Origin of the sequence: uncultured Campylobacter sp. (assembly GCF_938039245.1) — a bacterium.
Lineage (GTDB): Bacteria > Campylobacterota > Campylobacteria > Campylobacterales > Campylobacteraceae > Campylobacter_A.
Genome location: NZ_CALHVN010000016.1, coordinates 1 through 18,897 on the forward strand (window position 1 = coordinate 1; position 18,897 = coordinate 18,897).

Genomic DNA, 18,897 nt, shown 5'->3' on the forward strand with positions numbered 1-18,897 from the left:
CGCCGGCGAAAAGCTCGCGCGCCTCGTGGGGCGGCTGGAGTGCGAGACGTGGAGCCTGCCGCTGCCTCGCCTTGTGGAGTTTGCGCAGGATTTGGAGTTTGATTCGCCTGCGGTTCGGGCGTATCTGCGGGAGGAGCTAGCTGAATTTGAGCTTGAGCGTCTTGGTTCGCTCGTGCTTGGTTGCACGCATTTTAACTATTTCAAGGACGTTTTGCGCGAAATTTTGCCGTCTCACGTGCGCATCATCGACGGCATCGACGGCACGCTAAACCGCCTTGCAAGCGAGCTAGGTGGAGGGCTAAAGCTTGCGCGCGGCGAGGATTCGTCGGTGCAAACGGCTAAATTTAACGCGGACAGCGGCGTAGAATTCGATACGAATTCATCGGTGCAAGCCGGCAAATTTGACGCGGAAGGACGAAGCGCGGACGGCGGACAGAGCGTAATAGACAAGAGCAGGGAGGACGAGGGGAGCGATGAAAGCGCGAGCAGCGAACAAGGCGCAGAAGGGGGCAACGAAAGCTGCGTCGGCAAAAACAATGCAGGATGGTGCGGCGAGAGCGGCGGCAAAATTTACTATCCAAACGGTAACAGCGTGGAGTATTTTTATTCAAAAAGAGCGCTAGATGCGGCGCAACTTGAGCGGATAGAAATATTTTTAAAGCGGCTTGAAAAGATGCGGGAGATTAAGTAGCACCGCACCAGCCGCGCGCCGCTTTGCGTAAGTAAAAGCGCGGTAAAAAGCAGATTTGCGCGCAAATTTGATTCGGGCGGCGATGTAAATCGGCGTCAAAAGCTACCTTAAATTTACTACAAAAAAACATCTAACCCAAAATCCATAAAAAGCAAACGCGGTTAAATTTGCCGCTTTTAAAGCAAATCAAAAAACAGCAGCTAAAGCGGTAAATTTAAAATCTATCGTTTAAATTTAGCATTCGGCGGATTTTACGGCTCGTATCCGCCTCGCAAGATATAAAACGCCAGCACGACCGCCTCAAACGGCTAGCCGCAAGCGTTTAAAAGAGCCGTTACGCTAGCTAAATTTTACTTTTTGGCTTGCAGATATACCGGCTCTAGCTTGGCCGCGACCTCGCGCAGATCGGCTATACGGCTCTCGTTTGAGGGGTGGGTGCTTAGTATCTCGGGCACGCTACCGCCGCTTTTTTTAGACATTTTTACCCAGACGTTTACCGCCTCTTTAGGATCGTAGCCCGCGCGCGCCATCAGCTCCGTGCCGATGTGGTCGGCTTCGCGCTCGTGAGAGCGAGAAAACGGTAGCGAGATGGTGTACTGAGCGGCCATATTTATGGCGCCGGTAGCTAGATCGCCTAGTCCCGCAGCTTGCGAAACGGCGAAAATTCCGACGTTTGTGAGCATATCGGAGCTAGCCTGCTCGCGGCTATGCTCGCGCAATGCGTGCGCGATTTCGTGTCCCATGACTGCGGCTAGTTCGCCGTTTGTTAGCGAGAGGTTTTTTATGATGCCGCTATAAACGACGATGCGGCCGCCCGGCATACACCACGCGTTTATCGTATTTTCGTCGATGACGTTTACTTCCCATTTCCACTTGAGCGCGTCTTCTCTAAAGACCCCGACCTTCGCGATTAGGCGTTTGGCGACGTCTTGCACTCTTTTGGTCATCACGGGGTCGATGTTTAGCGCGCCTTTTTGACGCGCTCCGCTAAGAGTCTGCACGTAGGCTTTGGCTGCGGCTTCGTTCATCTCTTGTTCGCTGACTAGAAACATCTGGCGTCTGTTTTCGCCCAGCGCTCCGCCGCTAGTGGAGCTAGTAAAGCAGCCCGTTAGTAGAGTGGCCGCAAATATCGCGGAGAGGATAAATTTTTTCATCATTTTTATTCCTTTTATAAATTTTGGGGTAATTATATATTTAAACTGCTATAAATTCGTAAATAGGCGTTTAAATTTAGCTTAAAATAGGCGTAACGATGAAAAGGTCGGCCCCGGCGGTGGGTTTGCCTGCTAAATTTATAAAACTTCGGCGCCGATAAATTTGCGTCCAAATTTCAAGCGTCCTAGGCGTTTAGTTTGCAAGCGTTTTGTCATGCGCGCCGTCTTTGCGCGTAAATTTAAGACAAAGGCGCGCAGGCTAGATGAAAATCCGTCTGCAAAAAAGCGGCAAAGGCAAAAAGCGGGATTAATCAAGCGCGATAAATTTACTAATTTTGCGCGCTAAATTTATATGTTCGGCCTTACCGACGTGGGTAAATTTAGCAGCCGAGATATCTAACCCTCGCATCTGGTTAAAACGAAATTTACACCAAAAATTGCCGCCGTAGATAACCTCGCGGATAAGTAAGCCTGGCGTAGTTAAATTTGCTCGCGTAAATTTATGTTTTACGCATCGCAAAACGTCGCTGCTAGGCGCTAAACTCTACTAGCGCTAAATATATCGCAAACGCGCTCACCGTGATCGTCCAGTAGGCGAAAATATCAAGCCCCAGCCCCTCGTTGTTCTCGTTTTTCGTGCCTTTGTAGCCGATATTTGTTTCAAATTCTTTCAAACGCTTGTGGATGGAGCGTAGCTCGGTGATGGTCGTCCAGTTTCTTATAAATATCGACAAACTCTCGCGCACCTGGGAAAAGGCGTTTACGACTTGCATCATCACGCCTAGCGTTATCGCGCCCGTTAGTACGCTAGGGCCCAGGGCTATGAGCGGAACGATGATCATACTTTGCGAGAAAAAGTATTTCCAAACGTCGAAATATCCATAGTGCAAAAAGAGCCTGCCGAAGTTAAATTTTATCTTTTTAAAAAGCTCTTCTAGCTTGCGCGTATCGCCGTAGTTTTGCTTGTCGTCCTCGGCGTAGACGAGCTCTTTTCTAAACGCGGCTTCGACTTTTTGGTTGTTGTACTCAAGGCCCGGTAGCTTGATACCTACAAACCACGAGACGACGAGGCCTCCGGCGCTGGTAGCTACCGCGATCCACACGAGCGAACCCGCGACGCCCTCCATAAAGGGCACTTTTACCTGAGCGCTAAGAACCCAGAGTATAGGCACGAAAGCCGCTAGCGTCATGACCGCATCTACTACCGTAACGCCTAAGTCCTCGACTATTTTAGCGAAGCGGTAGATGTCCTCCTGGATACGCTGCGAGCTGCCCTCGACATCGCGCGGCGTCTTTTTCCAGTAGGCGATGTAGCTAAAGGTCATAGCCTCTCGCCACCTAAACGTCCAAACTCGCGTAAAGTACGATATCGCCGTACCCAGTAGCACGAAAGGAAACGCTAGCGCGGCAAAAATCTTAATCGCCGTCCAAAAGTCGTCTACCGTGTGGTTTTTGACGTCCTGCAAAATATCGTAGAAGTCCTTGTACCATTCATTTATCGCGACCGTTAGCTGCACCTGCGCGTATGTGCAAGCCAGTATCAAGATCGCTCCCAGATGCGCCCACGCAGCCCATTTTTTGCTCACGAAAAACGACGAAAACATCGATCTGCCTTTTAAATTTGAGATTTGCTAAAAAAGTATAAATTTACTCGCCGAAGGGCAAAATCTTAGTCCGCCGCGATCGCTCGAGGCGGGTCTTGGCTAGTGCCTTGACCGCAAAAATACAAAGTAGTATAACCGCAACCGCGATTTATAAAGCATTAAATTTACCTCCGTTTTGGGGCAAATTTGAGCCTGAGGCGGCGACCCTTTGGCTTAACCTCGGGGCAATTATACTAAAAAATACGAAAATCTTCCTGATTTATCCTTTTGCGCGCGGCTTTATCCGTAGCAGCGAAATTTGAAGCAGATAAATTTGAGTTTTGGATTAAATTTAAATCAAGGCAAAATTTGCGCGAAAGGGAAGTTTAAATAGAATTTAGAAAATAAAAAGATAAACCCCGAAAGGTCGGGGTTTATCGCGGAGATTAGAGGGTTATCAGCGTATCGTTTCCGCTTGTGGTGATCGTAGCATTGCTTAGATCGACAGCGCCACTTAGCTTTACGACGTAGTCATTAGGATCGGCTACCGCATCGGCTCCGTTTGATTTTACGATATAGGTGTCAGTCGAGTTGCTGTCCGGATCCCTATAAGTAAAATATGCCACCTTTTTGTCGCCTGCGGCCTTTAGCGCTTCTTTGAAGTTGTTGGCGAAGTCCAAAGAGCCGCTTGTCTCATATTTTACTATTTTGTCTTGGGTTACCGCTGGAGCCGAACCGCCTATCTTTATGATATCGCCTTTTGTAAAGTCGGTAATAGTAGAAGTTTTAGAAGCGGCAAAGGTTACGGGGTCTATACCTTTATTGATTACGAAGGTATCTTTGCCTGCTCCTCCTGTTACTACCGTGCCGCTAGTGCTACCGATACCGGTTATAGTGTCGTCGTCTGCACCCGCATTTACAGTATATTTTTCCGTGCTTGCCAGTGTAATAGTATCCTTGCCTGCGCCTGTTTCTACTATAGAGCCTTTTGCTATAGCGTCTAGAGTGATTGTGTTGTCTTTCGTCGCGCTACCTTTGATAGTAGCGTTTTCTGTCACGTGAGCTGTACCGTCAAATTTAAATTTGCCAGTTAGTGCGCTTGCGTCTAAAGCTTTTATCTTTTTGATATTTGAGCCAAAAATAACTTCAGTATCAGCATCGCCTTTTATGGTTGTATTTGTCAACACGCCCTTTGCATCCGCTGTAGCATCAAATCTAACGGTATTTTTTACGCCTTCGGTTTTTTCGGTATCTAAATTTGAAGTTATATTGACATTTTCTATATGGTCTATAACAAAATTGCCGCCGTTGTTCAAGCCGACTTTGTCGGTACTAGGTGGTGTCACTGTAAATGTTTTCGGATCCAAGACAATGTTTACTGTGTCATTTGTACCTGTGGCTGCATCTTTTATATTTAAGGCAATATCGTGGTCTGCTTTTTTGCCCTCCAGCGTTATAGTGGAGTTGTTTAGTAGATTGTTGAATGTAGCATTAGCAGATGTAACTGAAGCTGAGTTATTACCTACTAGCGTAATATGGCTAAAGCCTGTCCACTTAGCCATATCTATTGCAGTAGCTCCTATTTGTCCACTTATTTTTAGACCTTCAAAGTTATTTAGAGTAACATCGTCGCTTTTGCCGCCTGCCGCAATAGCTGCGTCAATCATTAACAAATCGGTTCCTGCACCGCCATCTATAGTTTGCTTTTTTTGGTTTGACGGTGTTGGATCTAAAGTTAAACTAACCACATCGTCTCCGCTTCCAAGAACGACATTGGAATTTAAAACGTTTCCTACGGAAATTTTGGCGAAATTTCCTATAAATTTACTTGCATCGACGTTTGTAAGCGCCGTTTGAGCGGTTAGGTCTATCGTCAAGTCCTTCGCATCACCGTCTATAGTAGCCTTTGTAATCGAAGTGATGGTGTCAAATTTGAATTCAGATTTTTTTTCGCCGTGAGCGTGTAAGGCTAGGGTTTTGACGTTAGTTGCCGCTGCAGAGCTTAGCGTAGCTACGCCCTCTTCTTTGTAACTCATTGTAAAATCAACATCCTCAACGTTGGTAATAACTTTACTCGTGCCAAAATCAACGTTTTTTACGTTGATGATTTTTGCTTTGGCCACCGTTAAATCGCCCGCTAGTTTTAAATTTGCAAGCGATAGGTCGGCTACCTCGGTTAGGACGCTTGAGGTTGCAAGGGTATTGGCTTTATTTGTTAGATTTATACTAGCCTTTGTAGCCTTAGCGGCTTTAACATAGGAATGTTGAGCAACTGGATCTGGAGTGCCTGCTTTAACGGTAACTTCTTTGGCTTCGTCGGCAGTTAATTGGACTTGTTTGGTGGTATCGATAGAAACCTTTTCTTTTGTATCCGTAGCAGTAGTTACCGCGCCGATGGTTTGGATGTTTAGGTTATCTAGGTCCTTATTTATATCGCCAGAGCCGCTAAATGCTACTTCAGATCTGATGTTTAGATTTTCGACATTACTCACGTCTCTCATAGCAGTATTTATATCGTTCATAGTGAAGCTGCTGACTGCACCGTTTTTTAGCACTGTGATATTTAGCGTATCTTTACCGCCTTTAGCGTCAAGCTTGTCTAGAGATGATAATGTAGACGTCTTTGCGCCGTCGCCTGCGTAGTAAACGGCATTAAACGTATCGTCGCCGTCGGTACCGGTGATATCATCGTTATTAACTGTAAAATTTTGGTTAGTACTAGGAGTTTGTCCGCTAGCTAGTTGGTCGACTTTTGCTTTTTGCTCTTCTAAATTTGTATCAGTCGTGCCTCTGATTATAGCTTGAAACGGCTCGTAGTCGTAGGTGCCGTCGTCTCTTTGAGCGATGTCTGCTATCTTTTCGGCCATATATGCGGAAACTGCGGTTTTGTTTCTAAAGATCGCCGCAGCAACCGGAGCCGCCGCTATGGCTTCAGGAGTTTGCGCTACTTCAAAAAGCTTAACTAGGGTTTCGCCTCTTGAGTGTCCGGCTTCTAGGTGGCGTACCCATGACTCGATGCCTGCTGGATCGTCGGCATAGTCTTTACCGAGGAAATTTTTATAGATGTTTGACACAAAGCCTCTGTCGGTGTCTATCCTGCCGTTAAAGTACGACTGAACCGCCGGAGAGCGGAGCATATCGTCTGCTAACTGAGCCTGCGTTTTGGTCGCGCCTGCCGCAAACCACGCGTTTAGACCCGCGCCTTCGGGCGCTCTGTTAAATAATGCCACGTATAGTTGGGCGACTTGTGCTTTTGTTACTGCCATAAAGGCCTCCTTTAAGGTAAGTTGAATTTGGTTAATACCGTGGCGATTATAACATTAAATTTTTGATTATCGGATAACGAGCGCAAAAAGCCTGAATTTAGCGCGGCGGGTAGAGCGTATAGCCCGCCCGCCGTAAGAAAAGAAAGAATAAAATGAGCGTAATATATAAAATTATAGTATTACGTTTCCGTCTGCGTCCGTTTTAGCCGCGCTTAGGTCTTGGACTCCGGATAGCTTGGTCACGTAGTCGTCCGCCGTTACGCCGTCGTTAGCGTCTGAAGAGACTAGATACGTGTTTGACTGATACGTGAAATACGCGGTCTTTGACTCGTGGTCTTTAGCCGCTGCTAGCGCTCTTGCTAGGTTGTTGGCAAAGTCTAGCGAGCCGTCGGCCTCGTATTTGTGGATGGAGTTTTTGTTGGCTACGGTATTTCCTAGATGTAGCTTGTCGCCTCTAGAAAAATCAGTAACCGAGCTTAGACGATCCGCGCCGAATGTTCCCGCGCCGGTACCTAGCTTGTTTACGTTAAACGTGTCGTTGCCCGCACCTCCCGTTACGCTAGTGCCGCTTAGCGCGTCAAATGTGATCTTATCGTCGGCTAGGCCGCCTTTTATCGTGCCTGCGGCGTCCATCTTGCCCGTAGAGTCAAAGGTAAATTTGCCCTTTAGCGCGCTTGCGTCTACGGTTTTTAGTTTTAGATGGTCGTTTATCTTTAGCTCGGTGTTGCCGTCGCCTTTGACGTTTATCGTCGTTAGTTTGGCCTTATCCGCCGCGCTAGCTTTTAAATTTATAACGTTTATCGCGGTTGCGGTTTTGGCGGTATCTTGATTTGAGGTTATATTTACGGTTTCTATGTAGTCTAGGACGAAATTTCCCGTATTGTTTAGTCCGGCAGTCGTCGCTTTTGGATTAAACGCTAAATTTAATACGTCGCTTTCGCCGCTTTGCGCGTCTTTGATTAGAACCGCTACGTCTGCGGTAACAGCTACTGTATCTACCGCTACGGTAGAGCCGTTAGCTAGGTTTTTGATCTCGGCTCCCGCGCTAGCGCCGCCTCCTAGAACGACGGAGTTTAGGTTTGCCCATTTAGTCATATCGACCGCTCCGTCTAGCGCGTTAGTTATCTTTAAATTTTCAAAATTCGTAAGCGTTAGTTTATTTACGGTCGCTTTTGCTACGGCTGAGGTTACGGCTATCGTGTCGTTGCCCGCGCCGCCGTTTATGCTCTGGACGTTTGCTACGCTATCTACCTCGACCGTATCGTCTCCGCCGCCTAAAGTAGCCGTAGAGTTTGCGACGTTTTTTAGCTTGAGGCTAGAAAATCCGCCTTCAAAAGCGCTTGAATCGAAATTCGTAAGAGCCGTTTGCGCGGAGAGATCCATGGTTAAATTTCTCATGCCGCCGTCTACTTTGACCTTGGTTAGCGACGTGATGTTGCCTACGTCTAGGCTGCCTTCTTTGCCCGCTTTGGCGTGTAAATTTAGCGTTTTTACCTTATCGGCCGCGCTTGAAGAGAGTTTGGCCGTGGCATGAGCGGAGTCCTGGGCGTAAGACATCGTTAGATCCACGTCTTGTTCGTCGATTTTTATGGAATTTGAGCCGAAATTTACGTCCGTTACGTCGATCTTTTTGGCTTTTGCCGCGACTATGTCTGAGGCTAGGGCTAAATTTGCCAGCGTTAGCTCGGCAGCGTTCGTATTAGCGTAGGTTAGGGCGTTTGAGTCGCGCTTTAGGTCGATATTTACCTTTTTGATCGCTTCGCCCGTGGTTACGGTCGTAGCCCCGCCTGCTTGGAGTTTTAGGGTTTGGGCTTTAGCGACGTTTACGTTTGCGGTGCCGTTTGCCGACACGTCTACTTTAGTAGCTTCGGCGGCGTTTAGTACGACGTTTCCTTGCGACATTATCTGCGTTTCCTTCGCCTGAGCCGCGGTTAGCTCTACGTCGCCCGTGGTGTCTATCTTGACTTTGTTTGAGGTGTTAGTCTCGGTGATTTTAACTTTGTCGATAGTAGAGATGCTTAAATTTTCAAAGCCGTAGTTAAATTTGACGCCGCTTGCGTTAAATTTAACCTCCGAATCGATATTTAAATTTTCGATTTGCTTGACGCCTTTTAGGGCGTTGGTTAGCTCCGTGTCTGTTAGTTCGGTGGAGTTCGTGTTTCTAAGCACGGTTAAATTTAGCGTGTCTTTGCCAGCTCCGGCCTCTACTTTATCTAGCGGAGAGAGCGTTGATTTTCTATCGCCGCTTCCTTGATAATACTTCGCCGTAAAAGTGTCGTCGCCCGCGGTGCCGGTTATATTATCGACTTCTTCGGTTAGGGTTTTGCTTACACCCGCACTTGCTAGCGCGTCTACTCTAGCCTTTTGCTCTTCTAAATTCGTAGCGTTAGTCGTGCGTATGATCTCTTGAAACGGAGCGTAGTTATAGCCGCCGTTACCGTCGCTATCGATGTTTCCGATCTTTTGCGCCATGTATGCGGCGATCGCGGATTTGTTTTCAAATATCCTAGCCGCCGTAGGGTCTGCGGCTCTTGCTTCTGCTGACGCGGCCACCTCAAAGAGTTTAGCCAGCGTCTCGCCTCTTGAGTGTCCGGCCTCTAGATGGCGCACCCACGCGTCTATGCCGCTTGGATCCTGGGAGTAGTCTTTGCCCAGGATATTTTTGTAGATATTTTCCACGTAACCTCTGTTAGTATCGATGCTGCCGTTAAAATACGACTGAACGGCCGGAGAGCGCAGCATATCGTCTGCTAACTGAGCCTGCGTTTTGCTCGCGCCTGCGGCGACCCATGCTCTAAGACCCGCACCTTCGGGTGCTCTGTTAAATAATGCCACGTAAAGTTGGGCTACTTGTGCTTGCGTAATTGCCATGTCGGCTCCTTAAAAGTGAATTTTAGCTTAAGCGCTAACATCTAACGAATAAATGTATCGACTATTACGCAAAGTCAATGCAACTATTATAATAGCGATAGACTATTCGTCGCAAAAATATAAGCAATATCTATTCCAATAATGCCAAAATCTTAAAATAAAAAATTAAATACTCTGGCACTTTTTAATATTTTTTTAAGTATAAAAGGACTACAATCACATTCTTGATGTTTGAGTTACTGGTTAAGGTAAATTTTGGGTAGAGCAATTAGAGAGATAAAATCGGAAATGGTTTTGATAAAACAAAAAGGAAGCTTTTTTAGCGACGAAAGCGAAAAAGAGCTTTACATTGAGATTTTGAACTCTTTGGCTCAAAAGCACGATATGGAGATACTGGGCTACGTTTTGGAGTCCGGTTCCGTATCGCTGTTTTTAAAATCCCTAAACATACCTAAAATAATGCAGGAACTAAACAGCGCCTTTATACGAAATAGAAACAAAAAAAGAGGCTTCGTTCAAGAAAGCGATATAAAAAGGTACGAGATAAGGGACGTTTTTATAAACGAATTTGAAGACGTCTTGGCATTCTTACAAAAAAGCGGCGGATATACCTTTAAAAATATCGATAAAAATTTAAGTTTAGCAAAAAGAATAGAAATTCAAAATTTTAAAAAAAGGACAGAAATGAAAGTGGTTGCTTTAAATTCAGAAGTACATAAAGGGTTGTCTTATCACCAAGACGAGTTACCGAATTTCCCGTTTGCGGAGATAGTCGCCAGCGAGGCGTTTTTTTGCGATAGGGACTTAGCGATAGTTTTTACAAACGACGTAGTGCCTAAGCTTTTGGTACTGCTAGGCAGAAACGAAAATTTAATCATAGATAAAGACTACAAAGGATACGTACCGGCAATAATGCAAAACTATCCGTTTACTGTAGCTAAGGTAGAAGACCAAACTATCCTTTGCGTCGACGAGGACGCGCCTCAGCTAAAAGGCAAGGGCGAGAAGCTATTTAAGAAGAACGAAGAGCCTAGCGATTTTCTAAAAAATACCATCACGGCTATCCAAAACTATAATGCAGAGCTAGCCGCGACTCAAAAAGCGCTCGAAGAAATCAAAAAGGCCGGAATTTTGATAAATAAAGAGCTAACGGTATCGGACAATGACAAAAAAATAACTCTAATAAAGGGATTTTCGGTCGTAAGCAGAAAGAAGCTAAACGAGCTTGACGACGCGACTTTGGCCGATTTTGCTAGAAAAGGCTATATTAGCTTGATAGACGCGCACATCAGGAGCTTGTCAAATTTGCAAAATTTGGCGGCTAAAATTTTAGAAAACGAGAGCAAAACGGCAAATGAAAATAAATGAACTAAAAGAGAGCATTAAAAAGTCCAAACGCGTAATTATTTACGCGGGACTTTTTAGTATGTTCATAAACGTCTTGATGCTGACCTCGCCTTTATATATGCTTCAGCTCTACGGCAGGGTCGTAACCTCAAGAAGTCTTGATACGTTATTTTTCCTAACCCTTATCGTTATATTTTTGTATCTTTGTATGGCGCTTTTTGAAATTTTACGCTCTAGGATACTCGTAGTATTTTCAAATCAACTCGATCTTAGGCTATCAGAGCGCGTTTACGATGCGATATTTAAGCTCTCGGCCAGGCAGCCGGGCAGAGTCTCGTCTCAGCCAATGAGAGACTTAAATACGATAAAGCAGTACCTTAGCGCAAACGGCGTATTTGCCTTTTTAGACGCTCCGTGGCTACCTTTTTATATCCTTATACTATTTTTCTTTCACCCTTATTTCGGATATTTTAGTATCGTAGCGGCGATTATTTTATTTGCGCTTGCGCTTTTAAACGAGGGCGCGACCAAAGAAGGACTAAAAAGGTCAAACGACGCTTTTAACGCCGAGACTCGCTTTGTGGACTTAAATTTGCGCAACTCCGAAGTCATCCAAGCGATGGGAATGAACGGAAATTTAAAGAAAATTTGGCATAAAAAGCACAACGAATTTTTAGAAGCCCACTCCGAGTCTAGCGTAAAAGCCGGAATGTACGCAAATATAAGTAAAGTTTTTCGCGTAGTTTCCCAGTCGCTTATGCTAGGTCTTGGCGCGTATTTAGTCGTTTTGCAGGAAGTAAATCCGGGAATGATGATCGCAGGCTCCATCATTATGGGCCGCGCGCTAGCTCCGCTTGATATCTTGATCTCAAGCTGGAAAAGCTATAAAAATACGAAAGAAAGCTATGCTAGACTTTCGCAGTTTTTAGAGGATTTTCCGGCGGATAACGAAAAGCTTAAACTTCCGGATCCGCAGGGCGATATATTCTTAGAAAGCATAAGCCTAGTGCCGCCTCACGGCAAAGCGCCTACTTTGATGGGGATAAATTTCGAACTAAAAAGCGGCGATATGTGCGCTATCATCGGTCCAAGCGCGGCGGGCAAAAGCTCGCTTGCTAGAGCGATGCTGGGCGTTTGGCCGGTATTTCACGGCGTAGTGCGTATAGACGGAGCCGACATCACGCAGTATAACAGCGATCATTTAGGGCGGTTTGTCGGGTATTTGCCGCAAGACGTCGAGCTTTTTGAAGGAAATATCGCCGAAAATATCGCGAGATTCGGCGAACTTGACAGCGAAGCGATCGTTCGCGCGGCAAAGCTAGCCAACGTCCACGATATGATATTAAATTTACCCGATGGCTACGAAACCAAAATAGGTGTCGGCGGCGCGAGCCTAAGCGGCGGACAACGCCAAAGAGTCGCTCTAGCTAGGGCGCTTTATAAAGAGCCTAAGATGATCGTGCTAGACGAGCCTAACGCCAGCCTTGACGAGGAGGGCGAGAGAGCGCTTTTTGCCGCGCTTTCCAGTATGAAAGGCAAAGCTACTATCGTGCTAATAACCCATAAGCTAAATATCTTAAATTTAGTGGATAAAATCGCGGTATTAAACGGCGGTAGGTTGATGTATTTCGGAGCCAGAGATGCCGTACTCGCCGAGCTTAACAAAGCCAACGCGCAACAAGCTCAAGTGCAGCAAAAACAAAACCGCCCAAGCATAAGCCTTGACGATTCGGAGGAATAAATGATACTTAAGAGTGAAAAAGGCACGGTAAATTTCGGTATTTTCGTTATATTTATGCTCGTGGGAGTTTTTGGGATATGGCTAGGTATGGCGCCCCTAAATAGTGCTGCTGTAGCCGTAGGCAAGATAAACGTCGTAAGCAACAAAAAGATTATCCAGCACTTAGAAGGCGGCGTCGTAGATAAAATTTTCGTCAAAGACGGAGACGTAGTCAAAGCAGGCGATCCGCTAGTGGAGATAAAAAACGCCGCATTGCAAAGCGAGATAGGTATCGTTAGAGCAGACTATCTACGCACTAGCGCCATAGTTTCTAGGCTAGAAGCGCAAAAAGACGATGCTAATGAGATCAAATTTAGCGACGATATAAGGCAAATAAGCGGCTATGAAGAGGTCGCTAACGGCCAGATTAGTATATTTAACGAGCAAAAAAAGCTGCTCGATAACGAAAAAACTATCTTAAAACAACGCATAAAGCAGCTAGAAAATCAAATCCAGGGCGCAAAAGCTATCATGAGCGCCAAAAAAGACCGTATCGCTTCTTTAAATGAAGAGATAAGGGAGTGGGAAAGGCTTTTTAAAGAGCAATTAGCCGATAAAGTCAGACTTCGCGACCTAAATAGAGAAAAAACTGCGGTTGAGGGCGAACTAGCTGCCGGTACCGCCGAGATCGCAAGGCTAGGCGTTCAGATAAACGAGACGCAAGGGCAGATAGCTCTAAGAGATAGGAGTTTTAAAGAAGATATCCTAAAAAAACTAGAAGACGCTAAAATTCGCCTCGTAGACTTGGAGCAGCGATATAACGCGCTAAAAGACCAATCCGAGCGTACTATCGTAAAATCTCCGGTAGAAGGCAGCGTCGTAGAGCTGGCGTTTCATACTATCGGCGGAGTTATAAGGCCGGGCGAGAGGATCATGAGCATAGTGCCTGACGATACCGACTACGTCGTAGAAGCTAAACTAAACGTAGTGGATATCGACACCGTGCATGTAGGACAGCTTGCCGACATTAGATTTAGCGCGTTTCAGCATAAGCCAAGCTTTGTTATGGAAGGCAAAATTACGTACGTATCGGCAGATAGCGTTCAGGATAACGCCGGACACTCTTATTACGATATAAAAGCCGAGCTTACGCCGGAGGGCATGAAAGAATTTGATAGAAACGAGTTTTTTATCGTGCCCGGTATGCCTGTAGAGGTGATGATAAAGACCGGCGACAGAACGATGCTGGAGTATATCTTAAAACCATTCATAGATATGTTTAAAAGGGCGTTTAATGAAGACTAAAATTTTACTTTCCGCCTTGTTGGCTTCAAATTTTGCTTTCGCTCAAAGCGTCAGCCTCTCTGAAGCCTACGAGATGGCGTTAGAAAATAATAACGAAGTAAAGATGAATATGTATAACAACATAGCCTCCCAGGAGAGACTTTCTCAGGCTACGGCTATGTTTTTGCCTACCATTAACGCTGAGGCGTCTTATATCGGCGAAAAATACGATAGGATGGATAGACGCAGAGTATCTAAAATAAACGAAAGCTATAAAAAAGTAGGCGTTAGCCTTAGCCAAAGCGTTTTTAGACCCGCTATCTGGTATCAAAGAAACCAAGAAGAAATCAGAGTAAGAGGCAACGAACTCGTCTATGAAAACGCTAAGCAAGAGCTAGCCAAAAAGGTCGTAGAGGCGTATTTTAACTATACTTTCGCCTCTGAGACGCTAGCTCTAGCGCAAAGCTACGAGGAGGCCAATCGCGCTAAATTTAACCAGATGCAAAAGTCTTTGGAATTTGGTCTGGTAAATAAAATGGATATGCTAGAATCCAAAGTAAGACTGGACGAGGCGATGCTAGGCGTAAACAAAGCCAAGCTAAATATTGAGGTGGCAAAACTGGAGCTAACGAAACTAGTTGGACAAGAGGTTGAGGTCAAAGATAGCTTTAAAAATATCGACACCGAGTTTTTTAAAAGTATAAATTTAGCCCAGTTTGGCGACGTGGCTAGAAATTTCAAATACAAAGACAGCGTGCTTGCGGTCGAAATTTCCGAGCAAGAGTATAAAAAACGAAAAAGCGAGCATCTACCGACGCTTGATTTTAGTATCAGCTACTCAAATTTATATTACGACGACAACGACTATTCGGGCGATAGGCGCAGGAAGCTAGATACTATGCTTAGATTTACTCTGCCTTTATATACAGGCGGGTCTACCAGCTCGCGGGTCGAGGAGGGCAAGCTGTTAAATTTAGCTAGCATCGAACAGCAAAAAGATATAAAAAAAGAGATAGAAATCAGCCAAAAAAAGGCAATTAACAACTATCTTAACTATATCGACGAGTGCGAGCTAATGCATAGGTCGCTACAAAATGCCGAACTTTACGAAAAATCGATAGAAAGAGGCTACGAAGAGGGTCTAAAAGACGCCGTAAATTTATTCGACGCGCGCGCTAGAGTGTTTAAAACCAGAAACGAAGCGCTAACGGCGGCTTATAATCTCGTGCTTTCTTATCTGGAGATACAGTGGCTAAACTCAAACATTTCAGTCGAAATGATGAGAGACCTTCAAAGAGCGTTTAAGTAAAATTTGTTTTTATTTTTGCGTTTTAAACCGTTTTTATGATATAATTAGCGACAGTATTCTGTAAAGATACCCAAAAACTCAAGAAAAACATTAAAAAGGAGTCCTTAATGGCAGTAACACAAGCGCAAGTCGCGCAACTTTACGTAGCGTTATTTAACCGCGCTCCCGAGGGAGACGGCTTTAACGCATGGGTTAGAGCTGGAGCGAATAAAACGCAAGCTCAAATAGCGCAAGAGATGCTAAATTCCGATGCAGCTAGATCCTACTATAACGGCAGAATCAATCAAGATAAAGATTTTGTCGAAATGCTTTATAAAAATATCCTAGGCAAGGATTACTCGCAAGACCCAAGCGGTATCGACGCATGGGTTAGACACATCCAAGCCGGCAACTCAAGAGGCGACACTATCGTAAAATTATTTGAGGTGGCTACTTCGGCGGCGGCTAGAGCGGCTGACCCGGTTGCTGCGGCGACTTTTGCAAATAAAACCGAAATTTCAGCCTACATGGCGCAAAAAATTTCTCAAATAGCTCAAGATAATAGCGGCAATTACGATTACACTCCTTTCCAAGAGATTATCAGAACTACGAACGCTACGAATTTAACCGAGCAAAAAGCTAGAGTAGATCAGCTGGCAAACACCGCTTATCACACTCTAACTACCGGCGAGGATACCGTAAACGGCACTACGAAGGCAGATGTCATTAACGGCGTTATAAGCTCGGTAGTTTCTCAAAATACGTTTAATCCTGAAGATAAGATCGACGGCGGTTCTGGCGAAGATACGCTAAATGCGGATATGACTACAAATTTTAACGGATTTTCCGGCGGATATTTGAGAAACGTAGAAAATCTAAATTTAACTAACAATAGCGGCACTAGAAAGGTATTTAACGCTGAGGGCGTAGAAGGCTTAAGAAAAGTAAATATCGGCGGAGATAGCGCGACTAGAGTTATAAATTTAGCCAACATCGTTGATCTAAGCGCCGCAAACGTAAAATCAGGCGATATACTTCTTACCTACAACCCTGCTATAATCGCAGGCTCTAACGACGAGCAAAATCTTACTTTAGACAACGTAGGCGCAGCTACCGCCGAGGGTATGATGTCAAATTCTATTGTTACAACATTTAGCGGCATCGAAAAGCTAAACATTACTACTAAAGGCTCTGCAAGCTATATAAGCGGCGTTAACAATAAAAATATAGTCGTAAAAGGCGATGCGGCTCTAGATATAGCTCTAGCAGGTACTAAAGCCGCACCTAACGGTGTTACTACAAATTTTGACGCATCAGCCTTAAATGCAAACCTATCGGCTGATTTAGTAGGCGGATATACTACTTTAGAGGATGTAAAAGGCGGTAAAGGCAACGATACCTTCAAGGCTAATATCAATAGCGCAAGCGTAGGCATATTTAAAGTAAATGGTGGCGACGGCAACGATACTCTCGAATTTAACGATTTGGATGGTGGACTTAACACTGCTAGAAAACTAGAAAGTACTTCTATTGAGAATTTAATATTTAAAAATTCTGAGATAACAACTAGCGTTCCTGCTGTTTTAGACCTTGAGAAATCTCCGGATGTAACAAGCTTAACAGTGGGCTTGAAAGATACGATGAGCAATAAAAGTTTGAACGTCATAAATTCAGCTAATCTTAAAACCCTTAATGTTTTAACAAGTACTGGAGCAGGTAATAAAATTACTATAGACACTGCAAATTTAAACGCCGTCAACTACACTAACGAAATTGATACGGATAGTAAGCTAGTTAGCGTTACGGCAGCTAATGCTACAAAACTAGACGTAAGCTTAAAAGGTATTATCTCTGGAACGGGTACGATAAAAGCAGATAAAGCTACCGCTCTTACGCTTACTATGGATTCAAAAGACGTCGGCGGTAAAAATTTAAGCTTTGATGCGCCGTTAGCTACAACTATGAAAGTAACTACGACACAAGCAGACAGCGTATTTGATTCCACAGCAAATAAGCTAAAAACCCTTAAGACATTGGATGTAACCACTGCAGGTAAGTTTAAGCTAAGCAATACCGCTACCGAAGATAACTTTGCGACTCTTTCGACTATAAATTTAAAGGGTACTAACGAAAAGTCATCTGCTACCGTAGTTGCAGGTATTCAGTCCTCAGATAATGCTCACAGAAGTACGTCTATTCAGGATATAAATTTAACGGCTGATCATCTGCAAGCTACTATAGAGGCTCATAACTATCAGTCCTTACATGCTACTCTAAATACTCAAGGAACCATCAACGTGTCACTAAATAACGATACTCGCGGCGAGGTTGAGATAGATACTAGTAATGCGGGAACTTTAAATATCGAAAACAATAGCGCAAATATCCAGCACTTGAAACTATCATCTACTCTTGACTATACCGATGCGACTGATAGCGTGATCGTAAAAGGCGGTACGGCGCATAAGGTAACTATCGGAAATATAGCTGCAAACAAAATAGATATAGATCTCGGTCAAACCCTTGGAGTGACATCGTTTGTTGACAATGGTCCAGCTTGGTTAACTGCAAATGATATAAAGCTGAAAATTTCTTATATAACGGGAACAAACGAGGCTCCTATAGATCTAAGAATAGCTGGCGGTAGAGATTTTAAAGCAGACATTACAGGTTCGGTAAAAAATGATACTATCAATATAACAAAAACAAATAGTATAGTCGGTGTCGAAAATATTAAAGTTAGCGGCGATCTTGGAGCCGGATATGACGAGTACACTCTAAATACTAGCAATACCGGCGATAGCCTAAGAACCATTGATTTAAGCGGTCTTAGAAATGTAGAAAAAGGTACTATAACCTTAGATGCTCTTAACGCGAAAAATTTGATCTCTCTTAAAGCTACCGGTGGCGAAGATACCGTTACTTTGCGGGATAATATGCTTTCGGAGACTACTATTAGAAATCTAGATATAGATCTCGGCGCAGGCGATGATAAGATTACATTCGGTACTCTAACTGCGAGTAAAACCATTACCGTAAAAGGCGGAGCGGGCGGCGACGAATTCGTTGTAACTAATGCAAAGACCGATGCTGACGCTAGCAAATATGTAGTAATTAGCGATGCTTCTAGTGGCGATAAGATTAAATTTGGATCGGTTAGCGGTATCCAGAAAATAGCTGATAGCGTAGTAAGAGACAAAACTACTCTTAAAGAAGCTATTAATGCTGTCTTATCCACGCACGATGAAGCCGGTAAGGTATATTACTTCACTTACGGCAACGACACCTATGTAGTTCATAATGCTGCTACTAGTTCTAATGCGCTAACTACTGATGACCACCTTGTAAAGCTAGCTGGCGTCAGAGCGGATGATATCATAGCTACATATGATACCACTCAAGGAACATTGAATATCAACTGATATTATTTTCGCTATATTCATCTCCCGACTTATCTCGGGAGATTTTTCTCTTTTGATTTAGTCTTAAATTTTGCTATTTTACATTATAGTCTTAGTAATCTAACCCAACTCCACTAGTTTTTACTCTACCTTTAAACAAATTTTATTTTTTATGCTATAATTGCACCCAATCTATAAAAAATATTTAAATTTAATCACAATTAAAGGAGTCCCTAAATGGCAGTAACTCAAGCGCAAGTAGCTCAGCTCTACGTAGCGTTGTTTAATAGAG

At 44.4% G+C, this 18,897-nt stretch carries 9 protein-coding genes and 1 pseudogene; 6 read left to right on the forward strand and 4 right to left on the reverse strand.

Features of this window, described 5'->3' with window-relative positions; translation table 11 throughout:
- Positions 1 to 691: pseudogene (locus Q0218_RS02930) on the forward strand (glutamate racemase); the annotation flags it as partial.
- Positions 692 to 1,041: 350 nt separating this feature from the next.
- Here Q0218_RS02930 and Q0218_RS02935 read toward each other — a convergent pair.
- The 4 genes from Q0218_RS02935 to Q0218_RS02950 form a co-directional block, all read right to left on the reverse strand.
- On the reverse strand, positions 1,042 to 1,845 hold the full coding sequence (locus tag Q0218_RS02935; RefSeq protein WP_297966097.1) for a M48 family metallopeptidase: 804 nt from the start codon (positions 1,843 to 1,845) through the stop codon (positions 1,042 to 1,044).
- 530 nt (positions 1,846 to 2,375) lie between these two features.
- Positions 2,376 to 3,449: a putative transporter gene (locus Q0218_RS02940; protein WP_297966085.1), complete on the reverse strand. Its 1,074-nt coding sequence runs from the start codon at positions 3,447 to 3,449 to the stop codon at positions 2,376 to 2,378.
- Between the two features lie 425 nt (positions 3,450 to 3,874).
- Positions 3,875 to 6,694: a DUF4214 domain-containing protein gene (locus Q0218_RS02945; RefSeq protein WP_297966087.1), complete on the reverse strand. Its 2,820-nt coding sequence runs from the start codon at positions 6,692 to 6,694 to the stop codon at positions 3,875 to 3,877.
- 171 nt (positions 6,695 to 6,865) lie between these two features.
- Positions 6,866 to 9,565, reverse strand: a complete 2,700-nt coding sequence (locus Q0218_RS02950) for a surface array protein (RefSeq protein WP_297966089.1) — start codon at positions 9,563 to 9,565, stop codon at positions 6,866 to 6,868.
- Between the two features lie 255 nt (positions 9,566 to 9,820).
- Here Q0218_RS02950 and Q0218_RS02955 point away from each other — a divergent pair, with 255 nt between their 5' ends.
- The 5 genes from Q0218_RS02955 to Q0218_RS02975 all read left to right on the forward strand — a co-directional run bounded on the left by Q0218_RS02955 (position 9,821) and on the right by Q0218_RS02975 (position 18,626).
- On the forward strand, positions 9,821 to 10,933 hold the full coding sequence (locus Q0218_RS02955) for a SapC family protein (RefSeq protein WP_297966091.1): 1,113 nt from the start codon (positions 9,821 to 9,823) through the stop codon (positions 10,931 to 10,933).
- A complete protein-coding gene (locus tag Q0218_RS02960; RefSeq protein ID WP_297966092.1) occupies positions 10,920 to 12,653 on the forward strand; it encodes a type I secretion system permease/ATPase in 1,734 nt (577 codons plus the stop codon). The genes Q0218_RS02955 and Q0218_RS02960 overlap by 14 nt, the downstream gene beginning before the upstream one ends.
- Positions 12,654 to 13,937 (forward strand): HlyD family type I secretion periplasmic adaptor subunit, encoded by a 1,284-nt coding sequence (locus tag Q0218_RS02965; protein ID WP_297966094.1) that lies wholly within the window; start codon positions 12,654 to 12,656, stop codon positions 13,935 to 13,937.
- The gene (locus Q0218_RS02970) at positions 13,927 to 15,225 is read left to right on the forward strand and encodes a TolC family protein (protein ID WP_295144528.1); all 1,299 of its coding nucleotides are present in this window, start codon (positions 13,927 to 13,929) and stop codon (positions 15,223 to 15,225) included. Before Q0218_RS02965 ends, Q0218_RS02970 begins: the two co-directional genes overlap by 11 nt.
- A 107-nt stretch (positions 15,226 to 15,332) precedes the next feature.
- Positions 15,333 to 18,626, forward strand: a complete 3,294-nt coding sequence (locus tag Q0218_RS02975) for a DUF4214 domain-containing protein (RefSeq protein ID WP_297966096.1) — start codon at positions 15,333 to 15,335, stop codon at positions 18,624 to 18,626.
- Positions 18,627 to 18,897 lie beyond the last annotated feature (271 nt).